Source organism: Chryseobacterium sp. CS2K3 (assembly GCF_059515185.1).
The window spans coordinates 83,088-99,623 of sequence record NZ_JCAKRW010000012.1; the positions used below are offsets into that span (position 1 = coordinate 83,088).

Genomic DNA, 16,536 nt, shown 5'->3' on the forward strand with positions numbered 1-16,536 from the left:
GTCATAGAGAAGTCTTATTCGTATCATTATATTGTTAAATTATTTTTAAACAGAAAAAAAGTTGCTATTCTTTGTTAAATTTAAATTCTTTTCCTCCTTCTTTCAAAGTAACCGACTTTTTATCTTTGCTGAAAACAATGGTCATATTGCCTTTTTCAAAATAAAAGGTATTATCACCATTGTATTCAAATGGAAATTCCATACTGCCATCGGCTGCAGCCCCATAAAGTTGTCCGTCTTTTTCTTTGAACAGGATTTTAAGATTGCTCTTTGGATCTGCATAAGTTCCTGTAAAGTCTTTAATATTAATTTTATCAATCTGTTTTGCCGTAGAAGCTAACCAGATATTATTTTTCATATTAATATCCGGAACTACAGACTCAGGGTCCAGCTTTACCTGGTCTATTTCTTTGTTAGAATCTAGTTTAAAGGTCCATTCTGTATTTCTCTTCCAAACTTCCACAGGTATTTTGACAACTTTGGCTGTTCCGTCTTTAAATTTCACCTCAACGGTAGTAGGCATAGGCATTTGTTCAAGATTCTGAACGGTAATTTGTGCTCCGTTTTTGAAATCTCCGTTGATGTATTTTACGTTTTTAATAGCCTGATCAATCTTCCATTTATTGATAAACCATCCTCTCCAGAACCAATTAAGTTCTTCACCGGAAACGTTTTCCATAGTGTGAAAGAAATCCCAAGGTGTAGGATGTTTGAATGCCCAGCGATCAATATAAGTTCTGAAAGCTTTATCAAATTTTTCAGGACCCAAAACTGCTTCTCTTAGAACAGCCATTCCTGTTCCCGGTTTATAATATGCCAAAGCCCCGATATTTCTTTCCCTCATATTATCAGGTCCTACCATAATAGGCTCAAGATTATCACCCATCAGAAGAGATCCGGACATGGCAAGATTTTCTTTGGTATAGTATTCACCATTATTGAAAGCTTTTGTGGAAAGCCCGTTGATAAATGTATTAAAACCTTCGTCCATCCAGGCAAATAACCTTTCATTAGACCCTACGATCATAGGAAACCAGTTGTGTCCGAACTCATGATCCGTTACTCCCCACAGATCATCACCTTTTGAATCCATATGGCAGAAAACAATTCCCGGATATTCCATTCCGCCCTCATTTCCTGCAACATTGGTAGCTGCCGGATAGGTATATTCGTACCATTTTCCTGAATAATGTTCTATGGCAGCTTTAGTATATTCTGTAGATCTTCCCCATGCTTTATCTCCTCCACTTTCTACAGGATATGCAGAAATAGCCAATGATTTCTTCCCGCTTGGCAGATTTATTTTAGCAGCATCCAGAATAAAGGCTTTGGAAGATGCCCATGAAAAATCTCTTGCCTGATTAATTTTAAACTTCCAGGTTTTGGTTCCGGAAGCTATATTTTTTCCAATTTCAGACTCAGGTCGAATCATAACAGTTTTATCGCTGTTTCTTGCCTGGTTCCATCTGCTGACTTCCTCTTTACTGTACACTTCTTTTTCATTCAGAAGCTCCCCGGATGCTACCACATAATGACTTGCCGGAACGGTGATATTGGCTGTGATATTTCCGTATTCTAAAAAGAATTCAGAGGCGCCTAGATAAGGTAAGGTATTCCATCCTGTAATGTCATCATACACACACATTCTGGGATACCATTGCGCAATTGTAAAAATGGCTCCATTCTTTGTATCCTTCACTCCCATTCTGTCTGATCCGTATTCAGGAGAAACAAAAGAATATTCAATATTGATTTTAGCAACTCCGCCCTTATCTTTAAGTTCCTTTTGCAGATCAATCTGCATTCTTGTATCGGTGATCGTGTATTTTACAGCTTTACCATCTACTTTAACTGATTTAATATTGTACCCACCGTTAAAATCTTCACCATGAGCACCATTTCTACTCCCGGATAAAGGAACGACTCCATTCCCGCGGGAATCTTTTGCAAACAGGTTTTGATCAAGCTGCAACCAAAGAAAACCTAATTTATCAGGGCTGTTATTCTTGTAAGTGATTTCAGCAGTTCCTGCAATTTCTTTTTTATCTTCATTTAAAGTTACATTCAAATGGTAGTCGGCTGAGTTTTGCCAATATGCATGCCCTGGCTGACCACTTGCAGAGCGGGTTTCTGTTCCTGTTTGCGGATAGAAAAAAGGTTTAAATGCTTCTACATAATCATATTTTGATGCCTCCTGCGCATAGAATGATTCTGAGAAAAGGAAAGCAGCAATGGTAGAAATAAGTACCGGAAGTTTACAATTCATCTCAAAAGTTTTTACATAGGTAAACAAAACTCCCGGATTTATCACAAATCCGGGAGCCTTTTTCAGTATAAATTTAATTAATTTGATTTTTTAGCTTTAATCATTGCTTCCAACGCATCCCACATTTCACCCGGAATTGCTTCAAGCATATTAAATTCTCCAGCTCCCTGCAGCCATTCTCCACCATCAATAGTCACAACTTCACCATTCATATAGGCAGAATAATCTGAAACAAGATAAGCCGCTAGGTTTGCAAGCTCCTGATGTTCTCCTACTCTTCTCAATGGCACTTTCTTTTTCATATCAAATTTTTCCTGAAGATCTCCAGGAAGAAGTCTGTCCCAAGCTCCTTTTGTAGGGAAAGGTCCCGGAGCAATCGCATTGAAACGGATTCCATATTTTGCCCATTCTACGGCTAAAGATCTCGTCATTGCCAAAACACCGGCTTTCGCACAGGCAGATGGTACTACGTATGCAGAACCTGTCCATGCATAAGTAGTGACAATATTCAATACAGTTCCCGGAGTTTTAGAATCTATCCAATGTTTTCCTACAGAAAGTGTACAGTTTTTTGTTCCTTTTAAAACAATATCTAAAATAGAGTCAAAGGCAGAGTGCGTAAGTTTTTCTGTGGGAGAAATAAAGTTTCCGGCAGCATTATTCAATAAAATATCAATCTTACCAAACTCTCTCAAAGTAGCTTCCTTCATTGCTTCTACCTCATCCCAATTCCTCACATCACAAGCTACACAAAGGACCTTCCCTCCTGTTTCATCTTCCAGTTCTTTTGCGGTAGTCTGTAGTTTTTCAAGGTTTCTGGAAGTAATTACTACTTTAGCTCCCAGCTCAAGAAAGTATTTAGTCATTGCTTTTCCAAGACCGCTTCCGCCTCCTGTTACAATGGCTACTTTATCTTTTAGTGCACCTTCGCGCAACATGGGTTGTGTATATAGACTCATAAAATATTTTTTCTTAAAAATAATAAATATTGAATGGATCTGGTTTAAAATAACAGTATAAATAATGTTATAAATAATATTCGTTGATTTTTATTTAATTTTATCTCGTAATAATCCATTTGTAAATGAAAAATCCGGGAACTTCTATTTTCTTAACCTTACTACTTTTAAGTGTTTATGCTAAAGCCCAAAAGTTTGAAAGACTCTATCAATATGTAAATCCGTTAATCGGAACGGAGAAAATGGGACATACTTATCCGGGTGCCACTGTTCCTTTCGGAGCAATACAGCTAAGTCCGGAAACAGATACCATTTCCTATGAGCTGAATGGAAAATATAATGGCGAAGTATATAAATATTGTGCCGGCTATCGATATGAGGATAAAACCATTGTAGGTTTCAGCTCCACCCATTTCAGCGGAACCGGACATTCCGATCTTGGAGATTTTCTGATTATGCCTACTGTAGGCACACTACAGCTGAATCCAGGGACGGCCGCACATCCTGAAAAGGGCTATAGAAGCAGATTTTCACATCAAAACGAAAAAGCAGCCGCAGGTTATTACCGTGTAAAGCTTGAAGATCATGATATTGTTGCGGAATTAACGGCTACACAAAGAGTCGGGGTACATCGATATACTTTTCCCAAGTCTGAACAGTCTCACATCATTTTAGATCTGATGTCCGGTATTTACAATTATGATGGAAAAAATGTCTGGACTTATGCTCGCGTAGAAGATAGGCAAACCATCACCGGATATAGGCAAACCAACGGCTGGGCAAGAACAAGAACGGTTTATTTTGCGATGAGGTTTTCAAAGCCATTCAAATCCTATGGGCAAAAAAATTATGATGAAAAACAAATTTACAAAGGCTTCTGGAGAAAATTTGACCAGACAAAAAACTTTCCGGAGATCGCAGGAAAGAATCTGAAGATGTATTTTGATTTTGAAACTAATGAAAGTGAATCTATTGAAGTTAAACTTGCCATTTCTCCCGTAAGTCAGGCAAATGCATTGGAAAATCTTGAAAGAGAAGCCGGAGATTTAACATTTGATCAGATTAAAGCAAAAGCACAGCAGGATTGGGATAAGGAATTAAGTAAAATCATTATTAAGGGTTCCGAAACTCAAAAGACCAATTTCTATACAGCCATGTACCATACTTTTATCAATCCGACAGTTTATATGGATGTTAACGGAGAATATAAAGGTTTGGATCAAAACGTTCATAAAGCAGAAAACTTCACTAACTATACCACATTTTCTCTTTGGGATACTTACCGCGCGCTTCATCCTTTCTTTAATATTATTCAGCCTAAACGGAACAATGATATGGTAAAATCGATGATGGCTCATTACAATCAATTTTCTATGAAAATGCTGCCGATATGGTCACATTATGCTAATGATAACTGGTGTATGAGTGGCTATCACAGTGTAAGTGTAATTGCTGATGCAATTATTAAAGGAAATTACGCCGGTGATCCCAAAGAAGCATTAAAAGCCTGCGTTGCCACTGCTAATAAGAGAGATTACGAGGGGATCGGGCAATATATTGATCTTGGCTATATTCCGGCTGAGAAAAATGGCACTTCAGTTTCCAACACTCTGGAATACGCTTATGACGATTGGGCTATTGCTCAACTGGCAAAATATTTAGGCGAAACAGAAATCTACAATCAGTTTATTAAACGTTCTGAAAACTGGAAGAATAATTTTGATAAAACGATAGGGTTTATGCGTCCTCGTCTTTCTGATGGAAGTTTTAAGAAAGATTTTGATGTATTAAGTACTCACGGACAGGGATTCATTGAAGGAAATTCCTGGAACTACAGCTTTTTCGTTCCACAAAACCCAAGTGAGCTTATTACAATGATGGGTGGCAAGAAGAAATTTGCGTCTAAACTCGACGAACTGTTTACCATGCATCTGCCTGATGAGTTTTTTGCAGATACCGAAGATATTACCAGAGAAGGAATTATTGGAGGCTATGTTCACGGAAATGAGCCGGCACATCATGTGGCATATCTCTACAATTGGGCAGGACAGCCATGGAAAACGCAGTCGCAGATCCGTCATATTCTGGAAATGCAGTATAAGGCAACTCCTGATGGCTTAGGCGGTAATGATGATACCGGGCAAATGAGCGCATGGTATATTCTAAGTTCTTTAGGACTCTATCCGGTTGCTCCAGGTTCAGAAGATTATTCTATCGGAAGCCCGGCAATTGATCATGCTGTTTTAAATTTAGAAAATGGTAAAACTTTTGAAATTGAAGCCATCGATCAAAGTCCACAAAATGTATATGTTCAAAAGGTTCTTTTAAATGGAAAAGAAATCAAAAATTTCACTTTAAAACATTCTGAAATCATGAATGGTGGAAAACTTAGTTTTTATATGGGAAGTAAGGCGAAAAAATAAGGACATTAAAATGTTAGCTAGTGTCTCGCAGATTATACAGATAAAGCTTATCATTGTGTTATAAAATATGAAATAAACACTCCGTAGCTAATTAAATTGTTAATAAGTTTGGGCTAAAGCCAATGGAGATTTTAAAATTAAAAGCGGGCTTTAGCCCGCTTCTATTGAATTTATTTTTTTTCTGAACATTTTTCATTGTATAATTTTACACCTTCTGTTTGCTCTAGATCTTTTAGTCTTTTTAATACAATACAAGCATCTGAAATATTATTCTGAGCTAGTAAAATAGATTGTGCATTATATAAACTATCAGTATTGGTATTATCATATTCATGAGCTTTAATGAAGAACTCAATGGCTTTATCGAACTTTTGACTGTTTATAGCACTGACTCCCTTGTTAAAGTTTTCTATAGAAGCTCTTTTATCTTTCACATTTATAATAAAATTCTGAGCTATCCCTGTGTAATCATTATCAAATAAAATTATATCATGTGCATCTAAGTTACTGTTACCTTTCCACATCTTACTGAAATATTCATAAGGAATAACAACTTTATCATAATTTCCAAAACCTGTAAGATCCCATAAATAATAACTTTGTTCCAGAGTTGTCTTAAAATAATCAATGCTGGACTGATTATCTTTTGACTCTTCTTTTTTATTATTTATTGTTATTTTAATTTTTTGCTTTTTTGGAAAGAATTCGATATTTCCTTTTAAATTAAAATCATGAGTTCTCTCTTGTTTTACGTATTTATCGTAGATATCTGAAAACACATTTCTTTCTAATGTTGGTGTAAAATTTTTAATGGCTGTTACAGCAGAATCATTTTTATTGTTACTTTTAAAGTCATTTTCTATGAGTGACTTATTTACAAACCACATTTTTTTCACCTTATCTGGAGCATCTATCCCATTCACCTTAAGTATTACAACTAAAGAATCAGATGTTAATTTTTCAATCTGGTATCCAGCTTCTTGCGACGTCCTAATAATTCCTCTTTCTAATTTAATATTTGTACCACCAATTCCTTGTCTAAATACTGGATGACTGTACTCATAAAGTTTGTTTTCTTTAAATTTCCATAATAAAAAGCTCTCTTCAACATGCGTCAAGTCTCTACTGCCATCAAGCATTCTCAGTTTCACCATTATCCACGAAGAATTTGGAAGGAATTGAGTATTTACCTGCGCATTGATATGACAGAAAAGGAAAAGAAATAGAATTAAAAGAGATCTATACATCGTTATTTGTTTTTAGTTTTTTTGAAGTGCAAAACTACATAAATTATCAGTACTTATTAACAATAAAAAAAGAGCGATAAATTCGCTCTTTATAATACTTATAGTATATTTTTAATTTTAATCTTGCTGAACTTCAAAAAGCAATCGCTCTCCAAACTTCTCATCAGTAATTCTTCCGTTATCATAAACCAGATGTCCGTTTACAAAAGTATGGGTAACTTTTGTGTGGAAATTACTTCCTTCTAGAGGGCTCCAACCACATTTGTATAATATATTGTCTTTTGAAACCGTCCAGTCAGCATTTAAATCTACCAACACAAGATCTGCTTTATATCCTTCTTTCACAAATCCTCTTTTCTCTACTCTGAAAAGAATTGCCGGATTGTGGCTCATTTTTTCAACGATTTTCTCAAGAGATATTTTTCCGTTTTTATAGTTTTCAAGCATCACAACCAATGAATGTTGTACCAAAGGAGCTCCCGAAGGACATTTCGTGTACACATTATTCTTCTCTTCTGCTGTATGCGGAGCGTGATCTGTAGCAATAACATCAATTCTGTCATCCAGTAAAGCTTCCCAAAGAGCATCTTTATCTTTTTGTGTCTTTACTGCAGGGTTCCATTTGATCAACCCTCCTTTTGTTTCATAATCTTCATTGGTAAAAGTCAGGTGATGTACACATACCTCAGCCGTGATCTTCTTGTCTTTTAAAGGAATATCATTTCTGAAAAGCTCCATTTCCTTAGCTGTTGAAAGGTGAAAGACATGGAGCCTAGCTCCTGTTTTCTGTGCCAGTTCAATCGCTTTGGAAGAAGATTTATAACAAGCCTCCTCACTTCTTATCAGGTGGTGAAACTTTACAGGGATATCTTCACCATATTCATCTACATATTTCTGAGTATTAGCTCTGATAGTAGCCTCATCTTCACAATGAACAGCAATCAACATTTTAGTATTACTGAATATATTTTCAAGTGTTTCAGGATTATCTACCAACATATTTCCTGTAGATGATCCTAAGAACAATTTAATTCCCGGAACATTTCTTGGGTTTGTTTTTAAAACCTCTTCAAGATTATCATTTGTACCTCCCATCATGAAACCATAATTAGCATAAGCCTTTTGGGAAGCTATTTCGTATTTATCAGCTAATAACTCCTGTGTAACGGCATTGGGAACCGTATTCGGCTGATCGATAAAGCTTGTTATTCCTCCAGCAATTGCAGCCCTTGATTCACTTTCAATATCTCCCTTATGAGTAAGCCCGGGCTCACGGAAATGTACCTGATCATCAATGACCCCAGGTAAAAGATATTTTCCGGAACCATCAATAATCTGATCAGCATCCTCAGAAATATTAGCTGCTATTTTAGAAATTAAATCATTTTCTATTAAGATATCGCTCTCAAAGGTTTTCCCTTCATTGACGATGTTTACATTTTTGATTAGGGTCTTCATTTTACTTTTTAGAAATTATATTAGATCGTAAAAGACAACACTTTAGAAACATTAATGCTCAGTAAAAATATGATTACCTATTTTAAATTTCTAAAATCCGACTTCTATAAAAAGCAAAATTAAGGTTTATGAATGAATTTTAATATCACCCGTTACAAATCAATTTCTAAATATTTACATTTGCATAAAATTTTTCGAATTGTATAAGAAATTATTTGGACAGACGGCAGTATATGGGCTAAGCTCAGTATTAGTAAGAATTTTCCCATTTATCATTGCTCCAATTGTTACCTCATTTTTTGGACCTGCAGCCTCATCTCCTTTTGTAGACTGGTATTCTATTGCAGGGGTGATTACAGTATTACTGACTCACGGTATGGAAACCTCTTTCTTTCGCTTTGCGCAGGAAGAGAATATTGATAAGAAAACTTTGATTTCCACCTGTTCAGTAAGTATTATAAGCATAGGGCTTATTTATCTTATTTTAGGATATGTCTTCCGATATCAGCTGGCACAGGCATTTGAAACACCGGATCAGGTAAACTTTCTTGTTATCTTTTTGTTCATTCTTTCATTGGATGCTTTTGCCACTATTCCATCAGCAATTCTAAGACTTCAGGGCAAGCCGTTTAAATACATGCTTTCTAAAGTAGCCGGCTCAACGGTCTATTTTTTATTGGTATTATTTTTCATTAAATGGCTTCCGAAACATCCTGAAGGGATATTAGGCTTCAAATACAATCCTGATTTCGGAATCGGATATGTTTTCGTTGCAAACCTTATACAAAGTATCATCACCCTTTTGATCGTCGGAAAAGAATTCTTCAGCTTTAGTTTTTCTAAGTTTGATTTCAACTTATGGAAAAGAATAATGAATTATTCCTGGCCCGTTATGATTGCTGGTCTTGCCGGTATTGTAAATCAAACCCTAGACAGACAGTTTCTGAAATATTTGCTTCCTGAAGATGAAGCACGTCACCAAATCGGTGTATATGGCGCCGTTTATAAAATCGCTACTTTTATTACCGTTTTCAGGCAGGCATATCAACTGGGTATTGAACCTTATTTCTTCTCTAGTTTTAAAAACAAAGATTCCCATAAAACATATGCTGTACTGATGGATGTTTTTGTCATCTGTAGCTGTATTATTTATATGGGGCTTATGGTAAACCTACAATGGATCTCAGAAAAATATCTTGGAAACCCTCTTTATTATGAAGGAATTAAAATCATTCCTTTTGTAATGCTTGGTGCTTTGTTTTTAGGCATCTACCTAAACCTTTCCATATGGTACAAGCTTTCAGATCAGACAAGAGTTGGGTTATATATATCTATTATCGGAGCTTGTATTACTATTTTAATCAACTTCCTGTTCATTCCTCAATACGGATATTGGGCGAGTGCTATGGCTGCTTTGATCACATTTACCTCGATGATGGTTATTTCTTACATCTGGGGACAAAGGCAATACCCTATTCATTATAACACAGGAAAAATAGTCATGTATCTTGCCTTTACTATTACGTTCTCATTATTATCTTTCTATGAATTCAGAACCAATTATCTGGTAGGAAATTTATTCCTTTTACTATTCCTTGGTCTGGTTGCATTTAAAGAAAAAGCTATATTATCTAAAATTATTAAACGAGGATAAAAATTGGTCCCTCTTTTGATAACCATTAAGCTAAAAAACATTAAACAGAGTCGTTGAATATCATAAGTATTAAGCTTATAAAGCTTTTTAATTACTATATTTAACAAAAAATAACCTATATATAAACAAAAAACATTTTTATATCATCTATGAAAATTATTGTTCCTATGGCTGGACGTGGTTCAAGATTACGTCCACATACACTGACAGTTCCAAAACCTCTTATTCCTATTGCTGGGAAACCTATCGTACAGAGATTAGTGGAAGATATTGCTAAAGTTGCTGGAGAAGAAATTGAAGAGGTAGCATTTATCATCGGAGATTTTGGTCCGGAGATTGAAAAATCTCTCCTTCAGATTGCTGAAAAATTAGGAGCAAAAGGAAGTATATATTATCAAAATGATCCCCTGGGAACAGCTCATGCAATCAAATGTGCTGAACAATCCATGCAGGGAGATGTTGTTATCGCTTTTGCCGATACACTTTTCCGCGCAGACTTCCAGTTGGATAAAAATTCTGATGGCGTGATCTGGGTGAAAAGTGTTGAAGATCCATCCGCTTTCGGAGTGGTAAAACTGGACAACTACGGTTTCATTACAGACTTCGTTGAAAAACCAAACACATTCGTATCAGATCTTGCTATTATTGGAATCTACTACTTCAACAGCGCTGAAAAGCTAATGGATGAGATCAATTATATCATGGATAATGATATTAAAAACGGAGGAGAATATCAATTAACAACAGCTTTAGAAAACCTGAGAGCTAAAGGAGCTAAGTTTACTTTAGGCAAAGTGAATGACTGGATGGACTGCGGTAACAAAAACGCGACAGTAGAAACCAACAGCAAAATCTTGGCTTATGAAAAAGAAGAAATGGCACAATATCCGGCATCTGCCGTTATTGAAAACTCTTTGATCATTCAACCGTGCTTTATCGGAGAAAATGTTAAGATTTCGAATTCTAAAGTTGGTCCCGGAGTTTCACTAGGAAACAATACCACAGTGGTAAATTCCAATATAGAAAATTCATTGATTCAGGAAAATACAAGGATTAATCATGGAAACCTTTCTAACTCAATGATTGGTAACTCTGCACAATACTTCGGAGTAGCAAGAGAAATTTCTCTGGGAGATTACTCAGTTTTAGATTTTCTTTCAAAATAAATAAGATCAGAAATTCTTTAATTTAAACAAGATATAATCAAACCACACAAAATGTTTTGTGTGGTTTGGCGTTAATATTGCACCGTATTTTTTTTAATTGAAAAAAGATAAATACATGAAAAATTGGATTCCACTTCTTTTATTACTTCTTTCTTTATCGTCATGTAAAACCCGTAATGCTGTAAAAAGTGATACTGGCAATACACGCGATAGCATTACAACAACAGAAGACAACCGAAATCCAAAAGATGTAAACCAACCGGTAAGGGATAAACTTACCTTTTACGAACATGTATTGATCCCACCAAAATTCGATCAGATTAAGATTGACAGTAAAGTTCGTGTGGAAACAGGCAGCTTCGTTCCAACATTGGACGCAACTATTTATATTGAAAATGATAAAAAGGTATGGATGAATCTCAGAGCCCTTTTCATTAATGTAGCGAGAGGAATTGCCACTCCGGACGGAATAAAAGGACAGGACAAAACAAGTAAAACCTATATTGATTCTGACTTCGAGTATCTAAACAATCTATTGAATGTCAATTTTATCGATTATAAATCTCTGGAAAAAATTCTATTGGGAAGAACCTTTGTAAAAATCAGTGATTCACAATTTACCTTAACGCAGAATGCACAGGGATATAAAATGGTTTCTAATGTCAATCAAAAAATTGTAACCGATGAAAAAACCAGAGAATATAAAATTGCCCTTCAGTACGATTCCAATTATGACTTATTAAATGTCAATCTAAAGGATGTTTTATCCCCTGATGAATTAGAAATATCTTACAGTGATTGGAACGAGCACAATGGAATTCGACTTCCGCAAAATGTTAAAATAATTATAAAAGGATCAAAATCCAGTCAAATTTTACTAGAAAATACGAAATTTGACTTTTCGAGGATGGAAACACCTTATTCTGTACCATCCAGTTATAAGAAAATTGAGATTAAATGATTAAAAAATTTAGCTTTTTAATAGGTGTTCTTATGTTCGGGCTGCACCAAGGGCAGCAGAAAAAGGAACAATTGCAAAAACAGAACGCCGAACTTAAAAAACAAATTGCACAAATAAATACGGATTTAGCTAAAACAAGAAGCGAATCCAAACTTTCTATAGCCTATCTTACCAGCGTTAATCAAAAGCTAGTTTTAAGAGAAAAAGTCTATAATAATACTCAGAAAGAAAAGAGATTTATTGAAGATGACATCTACTTAAAACAACTTGAGATCAATCGCCAGAATAAAGAATTGGCTGTTCTTAGAAAGAACTACGCTGAAGTCTTGGTAAATGCTTATAAAAATAAAGGGGTACAGAATAAAGTAACCTTCATTCTTTCGTCTAAAAACCTGGGTGAAGCAATACGAAGAGTACAATACCTAAAGCAGTATTCAGATTATCAGGATAAAAAAGCGGCTGAAATATCTGATGCAGCCAATCAAATCAAAAAAACCATTACGCAAAGACAAAACTCTGTAAAAGAGAAAGAAAATCTTCTAGTAAATCAACAGAAGGATTTGGCAACAATTAATGCGGAAAGAGCTCAGAAAGAGCAATTGGTAGCTGATTTTAAAAAGAATGAATCCAAACTTACTGCTGAATTAAAACAAAAACAAGTTCAGTCCAAGGCTCTTGAAGGACAGATCAGAGCCATTATTGCTGAAGAAATCAGAATAGCTAAGGCTGAAGAAGAAGCAAGAAAGAAGGCTGAGGCAGAAAAAATACGTCTGGCTAAGCTTGCTGCAGAAAGAGAAAAAGCGAGAATTGAAGCCGAGGCTAAAGCAAGAGCCGAAGCACTGGAAAGAGAAAGAAGAATTGCCGAAGCTGAAGCTAAAAGAGCAGCAGAACTTGCCGCAAAAAGAGCTGAAGAAGAAAGAAAACGTAATGAAGAAGCTGCAAGAGCTGAAGCTAATGCAAAAGACGAAGCAAGAAAAATTGCTGCTAAAAAAGCATCTGATGAAGCCGCAGCCAATGCAAAGGTAGCTGCAGATAAACTGGCAGCAGCAAGAGCAGCAGAAGCAGCTCTGACGAAGAAAAAAGAAGAAGAGAAAAAAGCTGCAGAATCCAAAGCTATGACTAGCTATGGAGTAACTACAGCAGTAGGCAACAGCTTTGCTGAGAATAGAGGAAGACTTGGTTATCCAGCAGACAGAGCCGGACAGATCACTCACCGTTTCGGAAGACAGCCACACCCTGTTTTCAAAAATATTACAGAAGAAAATAACGGTATTAAAATTTCCGTACCATCAGGAACCCGTGCAAAATCAGTATATCCTGGATCCGTATCATCCGTATTAGCCAATAATGACGGAACTAAAACGGTGATCATCAAACACGGAAGCTATTTTACCATTTATTCCAACTTGGGAAGTGTAAGTGTTTCCAAAGGACAGCAGGTTTCTTCAGGAACGCCTGTAGGATCTGTAGCTCAGGATTTCGATGGTGCTTATACCCTTGATTTCCAAGTATGGAACGGAAGTACACCAGTTGATCCGCTAGGTTGGATTTCATATTAAAAAAAGTGTAACTTTGCAAAAATTTTAAGAGATGAATACACTAACAATACTTGCCTTATCTTGGCAACATATCCTTATCGTAGCAATACTTTTAGTATTACTTTTTGGAGGAAAGAAAATTCCGGAATTAATGAGAGGAGTAGGTTCAGGAATCAAAGAATTTAAAGATGCGGTAAAAGAAGAAGACAAACCAGGTTCTGAAAACAAATCGTCTTCTACAACAAACAACAATTCTTCTAGCAACTAAAATTCCTTAGAATTAATGAAATTTACTGAGACTGCATGGAAAGTCTTCAATCAATCTATTGAAGACTATCACGTGTCTGATGACGTTAACACTCTAATTAATAACCCGTTCGAAAAAGATAGTTTGGAACGGATTTTGTATGCAAAGAACTGGATTGATACCGTTCAATGGCATTTAGAAGATATTATTAGAGATGAAAATATCGATCCGGTTGAAGCTCTTCAATTAAAGAGAACAATAGACGCCTCCAATCAGAAAAGAACTGATCTGGTAGAATATATTGACAGCTGGTTCCTTAATAAGTTTGAAAATATAACTCCTAACCCTGATGCAAAGATAAATACGGAAACTCCCGCTTGGGCAGTAGACAGATTATCTATTCTCGCATTAAAGGTCTATCATATGTCATTAGAAGCCAATAGAGAATCCGCTTCTGAAGAACACAGAAATAATTGCCAGGCTAAACTGGATGTTCTGCTTACTCAGAAGGAAGATCTATCAACTTCTATAAATCAGTTGCTTGCTGATATTGAGAACGGTAACGTTAAGATGAAAGTATACAAACAAATGAAAATGTATAATGATGAAAGTCTTAACCCAATCCTTTATCAAAAAGGGCAACAAAAATGAAAAGACTAGTTTTTTTTGGAGTATTACTAATATTAACATCTTCCTGCGCAACGGAGAAGCTTAACCTTTCTCCGCTGTCAAATAACTTTTATAGCGATACAAAAGGATCTGATTCTGATAGAGGCTCAAAGAAGAGTTTTAATATCAATATCAAGGAAAACGTAAACGCTTCTGAAATTTCAAATATTATATCAACTTTTCCAAGGTTTAAAAACAATGGGCTGAATGATGAAATAACAAGTTTGAAATACAGTCTACAGAATTATTTATATGCTATAGATGCTAATAATTCTACAGGTAAAAGCAGAGCACTGAAAAGCTTCGAAAAATCATACAGAAAAATTCAAAAGCAGAGACAAAGTCTTGAGAAGGATGATGATGAAGTTCTAAACAGATATCTGGTTCGTTTAAAAACCAATATCTCTGTTATTGAAGACGCTTTACCAGGAAGTTAAAAACTAATTGAAAAACTATCAATGATTAAAATTCAGGCGGAAGCCAATGTTCCCACCGAGCACGGTACATTCCGAATGATCGCTTTCTCCGAAAATGTAAACGATTGGATGCCGCATATGGCTATCATTGCTGAAAATACGGATTTTTCCAAACCAGTAAATGTTCGTTTTCATTCAGAATGTATTACAGGAGAAGTTTTTCATTCAAAAAAATGTGAGTGTGGTCAGCAGCTAGATGCTGCTATGAAATATATTCACGAGAATGGAGGTATCATCATATATCTTCGTCAGGAAGGCAGAAACATTGGTATTATCAATAAATTAAAAGCGTATTCATTACAGGAAAAAGGGCTTGATACAGTACAGGCAAACCTTGAATTAGGACTTCCTGCTGATGACAGAAACTTCGGGGTAGCTATTGAAATTCTTAATCTGTTAGAAGTAAAAGATATCAACCTCCTTACCAATAATCCTGAAAAGGTAAAATATGTGGTAGACAGCAACGTTCATCTGAACTCCAGAATTCCTTTACAAATCCCGGCAAATGAGATAAGCAAAGGTTACTTAAAAACTAAAAAAGATTTCTTTGGACATCTGCTTGATGACAATGATAAATAAATAAAACAAAAGCTTCAGAATATCTGAAGCTTTTTTATTGTAGTAGATTTTAAGATTCAGTATACATTTGTCATCCAAGATCTGATTGGATAAATTTGATAGATTACATAATGAAAGAGACTACCTGAATTCTACTAACTCCTTTGGTATATGTATCATAAGTTAATACCAGTTATATAAATATATTGTTAATTATAAATCAAAAGCTCCAGGATTTCTCCCGGAGCTTTTTTTAATTATAAAAAACTGAAAAGATATTTACTAATTTACTCTTGTTACTGGAACATGAGAATCATCTAGGTTATAATATTTAACAACAGCATTATAGTCACTATAGTCTACATCTGCTTTTCTGGCTCTACTACCTGACCCATTTGCTGGTACAAGTACAATTCTAAAAGTTTGGTTTGTTAAATACTGAGCAGTTTCACCGGATGTCATTTGCGTTGACTGATTAAAATTTGCTTTAGTTTCAACATTTACGTTTCTTGTATCAAACTGAAAGTTATAATCTAGTTCTCTACCTGTTGGAAGACCATTTACATCATCAAGGTAATATGTTTTAGGAATTTGTTGCCAAAGATTACCTTCTTTTCTATACACTAGAACGACATCTGTGTTTTCAATACTAATACCTTGCGTTAATCTAAAGTTATTTCCGCTGCTAAAAGTTCCTGTTGCATCTTGCATTAAGCTTATTGTATCACCGTCTCCAACACTATCGTTGTTATCACAGCTCATAACGAATAAACCAACAAATGCTAGCAGTATAAGTGGAAGAATTTTTTTCATTTTTATAAAAGTTTAGTTATTATTTATATTGCGTATTCAAATCATATACCAAAAATTTAAAAAACTTTGTTTTCGTCAATTTTTTTAATTGTATTTTTGTT

14 protein-coding genes are annotated in these 16,536 nt (G+C 35.3%); 9 read left to right on the top strand and 5 right to left on the bottom strand.

All coding sequences use genetic code 11. The features are described from left to right. Positions 1–64 precede the first annotated feature (64 nt). On the bottom strand, positions 65–2,266 hold the full coding sequence (locus AC5YGG_RS18165; protein WP_496145844.1) for a M1 family metallopeptidase: 2,202 nt from the start codon (positions 2,264–2,266) through the stop codon (positions 65–67). Positions 2,267–2,343: 77 nt separating this feature from the next. Next, positions 2,344–3,225, bottom strand: a complete 882-nt coding sequence (locus tag AC5YGG_RS18170; protein ID WP_496145845.1) for an SDR family oxidoreductase — start codon at positions 3,223–3,225, stop codon at positions 2,344–2,346. A gap of 125 nt (positions 3,226–3,350) precedes the next feature. Here AC5YGG_RS18170 and AC5YGG_RS18175 point away from each other — a divergent pair, with 125 nt between their 5' ends. Next, positions 3,351–5,648, top strand: a complete 2,298-nt coding sequence (locus AC5YGG_RS18175; RefSeq protein WP_496145846.1) for a GH92 family glycosyl hydrolase — start codon at positions 3,351–3,353, stop codon at positions 5,646–5,648. 170 nt (positions 5,649–5,818) lie between these two features. Here the strand turns inward: AC5YGG_RS18175 and AC5YGG_RS18180 are convergent, their stop codons facing one another. Both AC5YGG_RS18180 and AC5YGG_RS18185 read right to left on the bottom strand, forming a co-directional pair. Further along, positions 5,819–6,802 (bottom strand): tetratricopeptide repeat protein, encoded by a 984-nt coding sequence (locus AC5YGG_RS18180; protein WP_496145848.1) that lies wholly within the window; start codon positions 6,800–6,802, stop codon positions 5,819–5,821. A 210-nt stretch (positions 6,803–7,012) separates the two neighbouring features. Then, entirely contained in the window at positions 7,013–8,353 is a 1,341-nt protein-coding gene (locus AC5YGG_RS18185) for a dihydroorotase (protein ID WP_496145849.1), read from the bottom strand. Between the two features lie 199 nt (positions 8,354–8,552). Here AC5YGG_RS18185 and AC5YGG_RS18190 point away from each other — a divergent pair, with 199 nt between their 5' ends. From AC5YGG_RS18190 to ribA, 8 genes are all read left to right on the top strand, one after another. Further along, positions 8,553–10,007, top strand: coding sequence for a lipopolysaccharide biosynthesis protein (locus tag AC5YGG_RS18190; RefSeq protein WP_496145850.1), 1,455 nt, complete (start codon positions 8,553–8,555; stop codon positions 10,005–10,007). Positions 10,008–10,156: 149 nt separating this feature from the next. Continuing rightward, positions 10,157–11,173, top strand: coding sequence for a sugar phosphate nucleotidyltransferase (locus tag AC5YGG_RS18195; RefSeq protein WP_496145851.1), 1,017 nt, complete (start codon positions 10,157–10,159; stop codon positions 11,171–11,173). A 115-nt stretch (positions 11,174–11,288) separates the two neighbouring features. Continuing rightward, entirely contained in the window at positions 11,289–12,134 is an 846-nt protein-coding gene (lolB1, locus tag AC5YGG_RS18200) for a lipoprotein insertase outer membrane protein LolB1 (RefSeq protein WP_496145852.1), read from the top strand. Continuing rightward, positions 12,131–13,693 carry a peptidoglycan DD-metalloendopeptidase family protein gene (locus tag AC5YGG_RS18205; RefSeq protein ID WP_496145853.1) on the top strand — a complete coding sequence of 521 codons (1,563 nt, stop codon included), beginning with the start codon at positions 12,131–12,133 and terminating at the stop codon, positions 13,691–13,693. Before lolB1 ends, AC5YGG_RS18205 begins: the two co-directional genes overlap by 4 nt. Positions 13,694–13,724: 31 nt before the next feature. Continuing rightward, the gene (locus AC5YGG_RS18210) at positions 13,725–13,940 is read left to right on the top strand and encodes a twin-arginine translocase TatA/TatE family subunit (protein WP_065393432.1); all 216 of its coding nucleotides are present in this window, start codon (positions 13,725–13,727) and stop codon (positions 13,938–13,940) included. Between the two features lie 15 nt (positions 13,941–13,955). After that, on the top strand, positions 13,956–14,570 hold the full coding sequence (locus tag AC5YGG_RS18215) for a DUF4254 domain-containing protein (RefSeq protein ID WP_496145854.1): 615 nt from the start codon (positions 13,956–13,958) through the stop codon (positions 14,568–14,570). Then, complete coding sequence (locus tag AC5YGG_RS18220; RefSeq protein WP_496145855.1) at positions 14,567–15,025, top strand: hypothetical protein; 459 nt, start codon at positions 14,567–14,569, stop codon at positions 15,023–15,025. Before AC5YGG_RS18215 ends, AC5YGG_RS18220 begins: the two co-directional genes overlap by 4 nt. A gap of 21 nt (positions 15,026–15,046) precedes the next feature. Beyond that, positions 15,047–15,643 carry a GTP cyclohydrolase II gene (ribA, locus tag AC5YGG_RS18225; protein ID WP_496145856.1) on the top strand — a complete coding sequence of 199 codons (597 nt, stop codon included), beginning with the start codon at positions 15,047–15,049 and terminating at the stop codon, positions 15,641–15,643. Between the two features lie 261 nt (positions 15,644–15,904). On the opposite strand, the gene AC5YGG_RS18230 is transcribed toward ribA, so the two are convergent. Further along, entirely contained in the window at positions 15,905–16,435 is a 531-nt protein-coding gene (locus AC5YGG_RS18230) for a hypothetical protein (protein ID WP_496145857.1), read from the bottom strand. Between the last annotated feature and the right edge of the window lie 101 nt (positions 16,436–16,536).

Bases quoted from the DNA above. Each gene is read 5' to 3' on its own strand.
- AC5YGG_RS18165 (WP_496145844.1), bottom strand. From the start codon at position 2,266: ATGAATTGTAAACTTCCGGTACTTATTTCTACCATTGCTGCTTTCCTT.
- AC5YGG_RS18170 (WP_496145845.1), bottom strand. From the start codon at position 3,225: ATGAGTCTATATACACAACCCATGTTGCGCGAAGGTGCACTAAAAGAT.
- AC5YGG_RS18175 (WP_496145846.1), top strand. From the start codon at position 3,351: ATGAAAAATCCGGGAACTTCTATTTTCTTAACCTTACTACTTTTAAGT.
- AC5YGG_RS18180 (WP_496145848.1), bottom strand. From the start codon at position 6,802: ATGGTGAAACTGAGAATGCTTGATGGCAGTAGAGACTTGACGCATGTT.
- AC5YGG_RS18185 (WP_496145849.1), bottom strand. From the start codon at position 8,353: ATGAAGACCCTAATCAAAAATGTAAACATCGTCAATGAAGGGAAAACC.
- AC5YGG_RS18195 (WP_496145851.1), top strand. From the start codon at position 10,157: ATGAAAATTATTGTTCCTATGGCTGGACGTGGTTCAAGATTACGTCCA.
- lolB1 (WP_496145852.1), top strand. From the start codon at position 11,289: ATGAAAAATTGGATTCCACTTCTTTTATTACTTCTTTCTTTATCGTCA.
- AC5YGG_RS18205 (WP_496145853.1), top strand. From the start codon at position 12,131: ATGATTAAAAAATTTAGCTTTTTAATAGGTGTTCTTATGTTCGGGCTG.
- AC5YGG_RS18210 (WP_065393432.1), top strand. From the start codon at position 13,725: ATGAATACACTAACAATACTTGCCTTATCTTGGCAACATATCCTTATC.
- AC5YGG_RS18215 (WP_496145854.1), top strand. From the start codon at position 13,956: ATGAAATTTACTGAGACTGCATGGAAAGTCTTCAATCAATCTATTGAA.
- AC5YGG_RS18220 (WP_496145855.1), top strand. From the start codon at position 14,567: ATGAAAAGACTAGTTTTTTTTGGAGTATTACTAATATTAACATCTTCC.
- ribA (WP_496145856.1), top strand. From the start codon at position 15,047: ATGATTAAAATTCAGGCGGAAGCCAATGTTCCCACCGAGCACGGTACA.
- AC5YGG_RS18230 (WP_496145857.1), bottom strand. From the start codon at position 16,435: ATGAAAAAAATTCTTCCACTTATACTGCTAGCATTTGTTGGTTTATTC.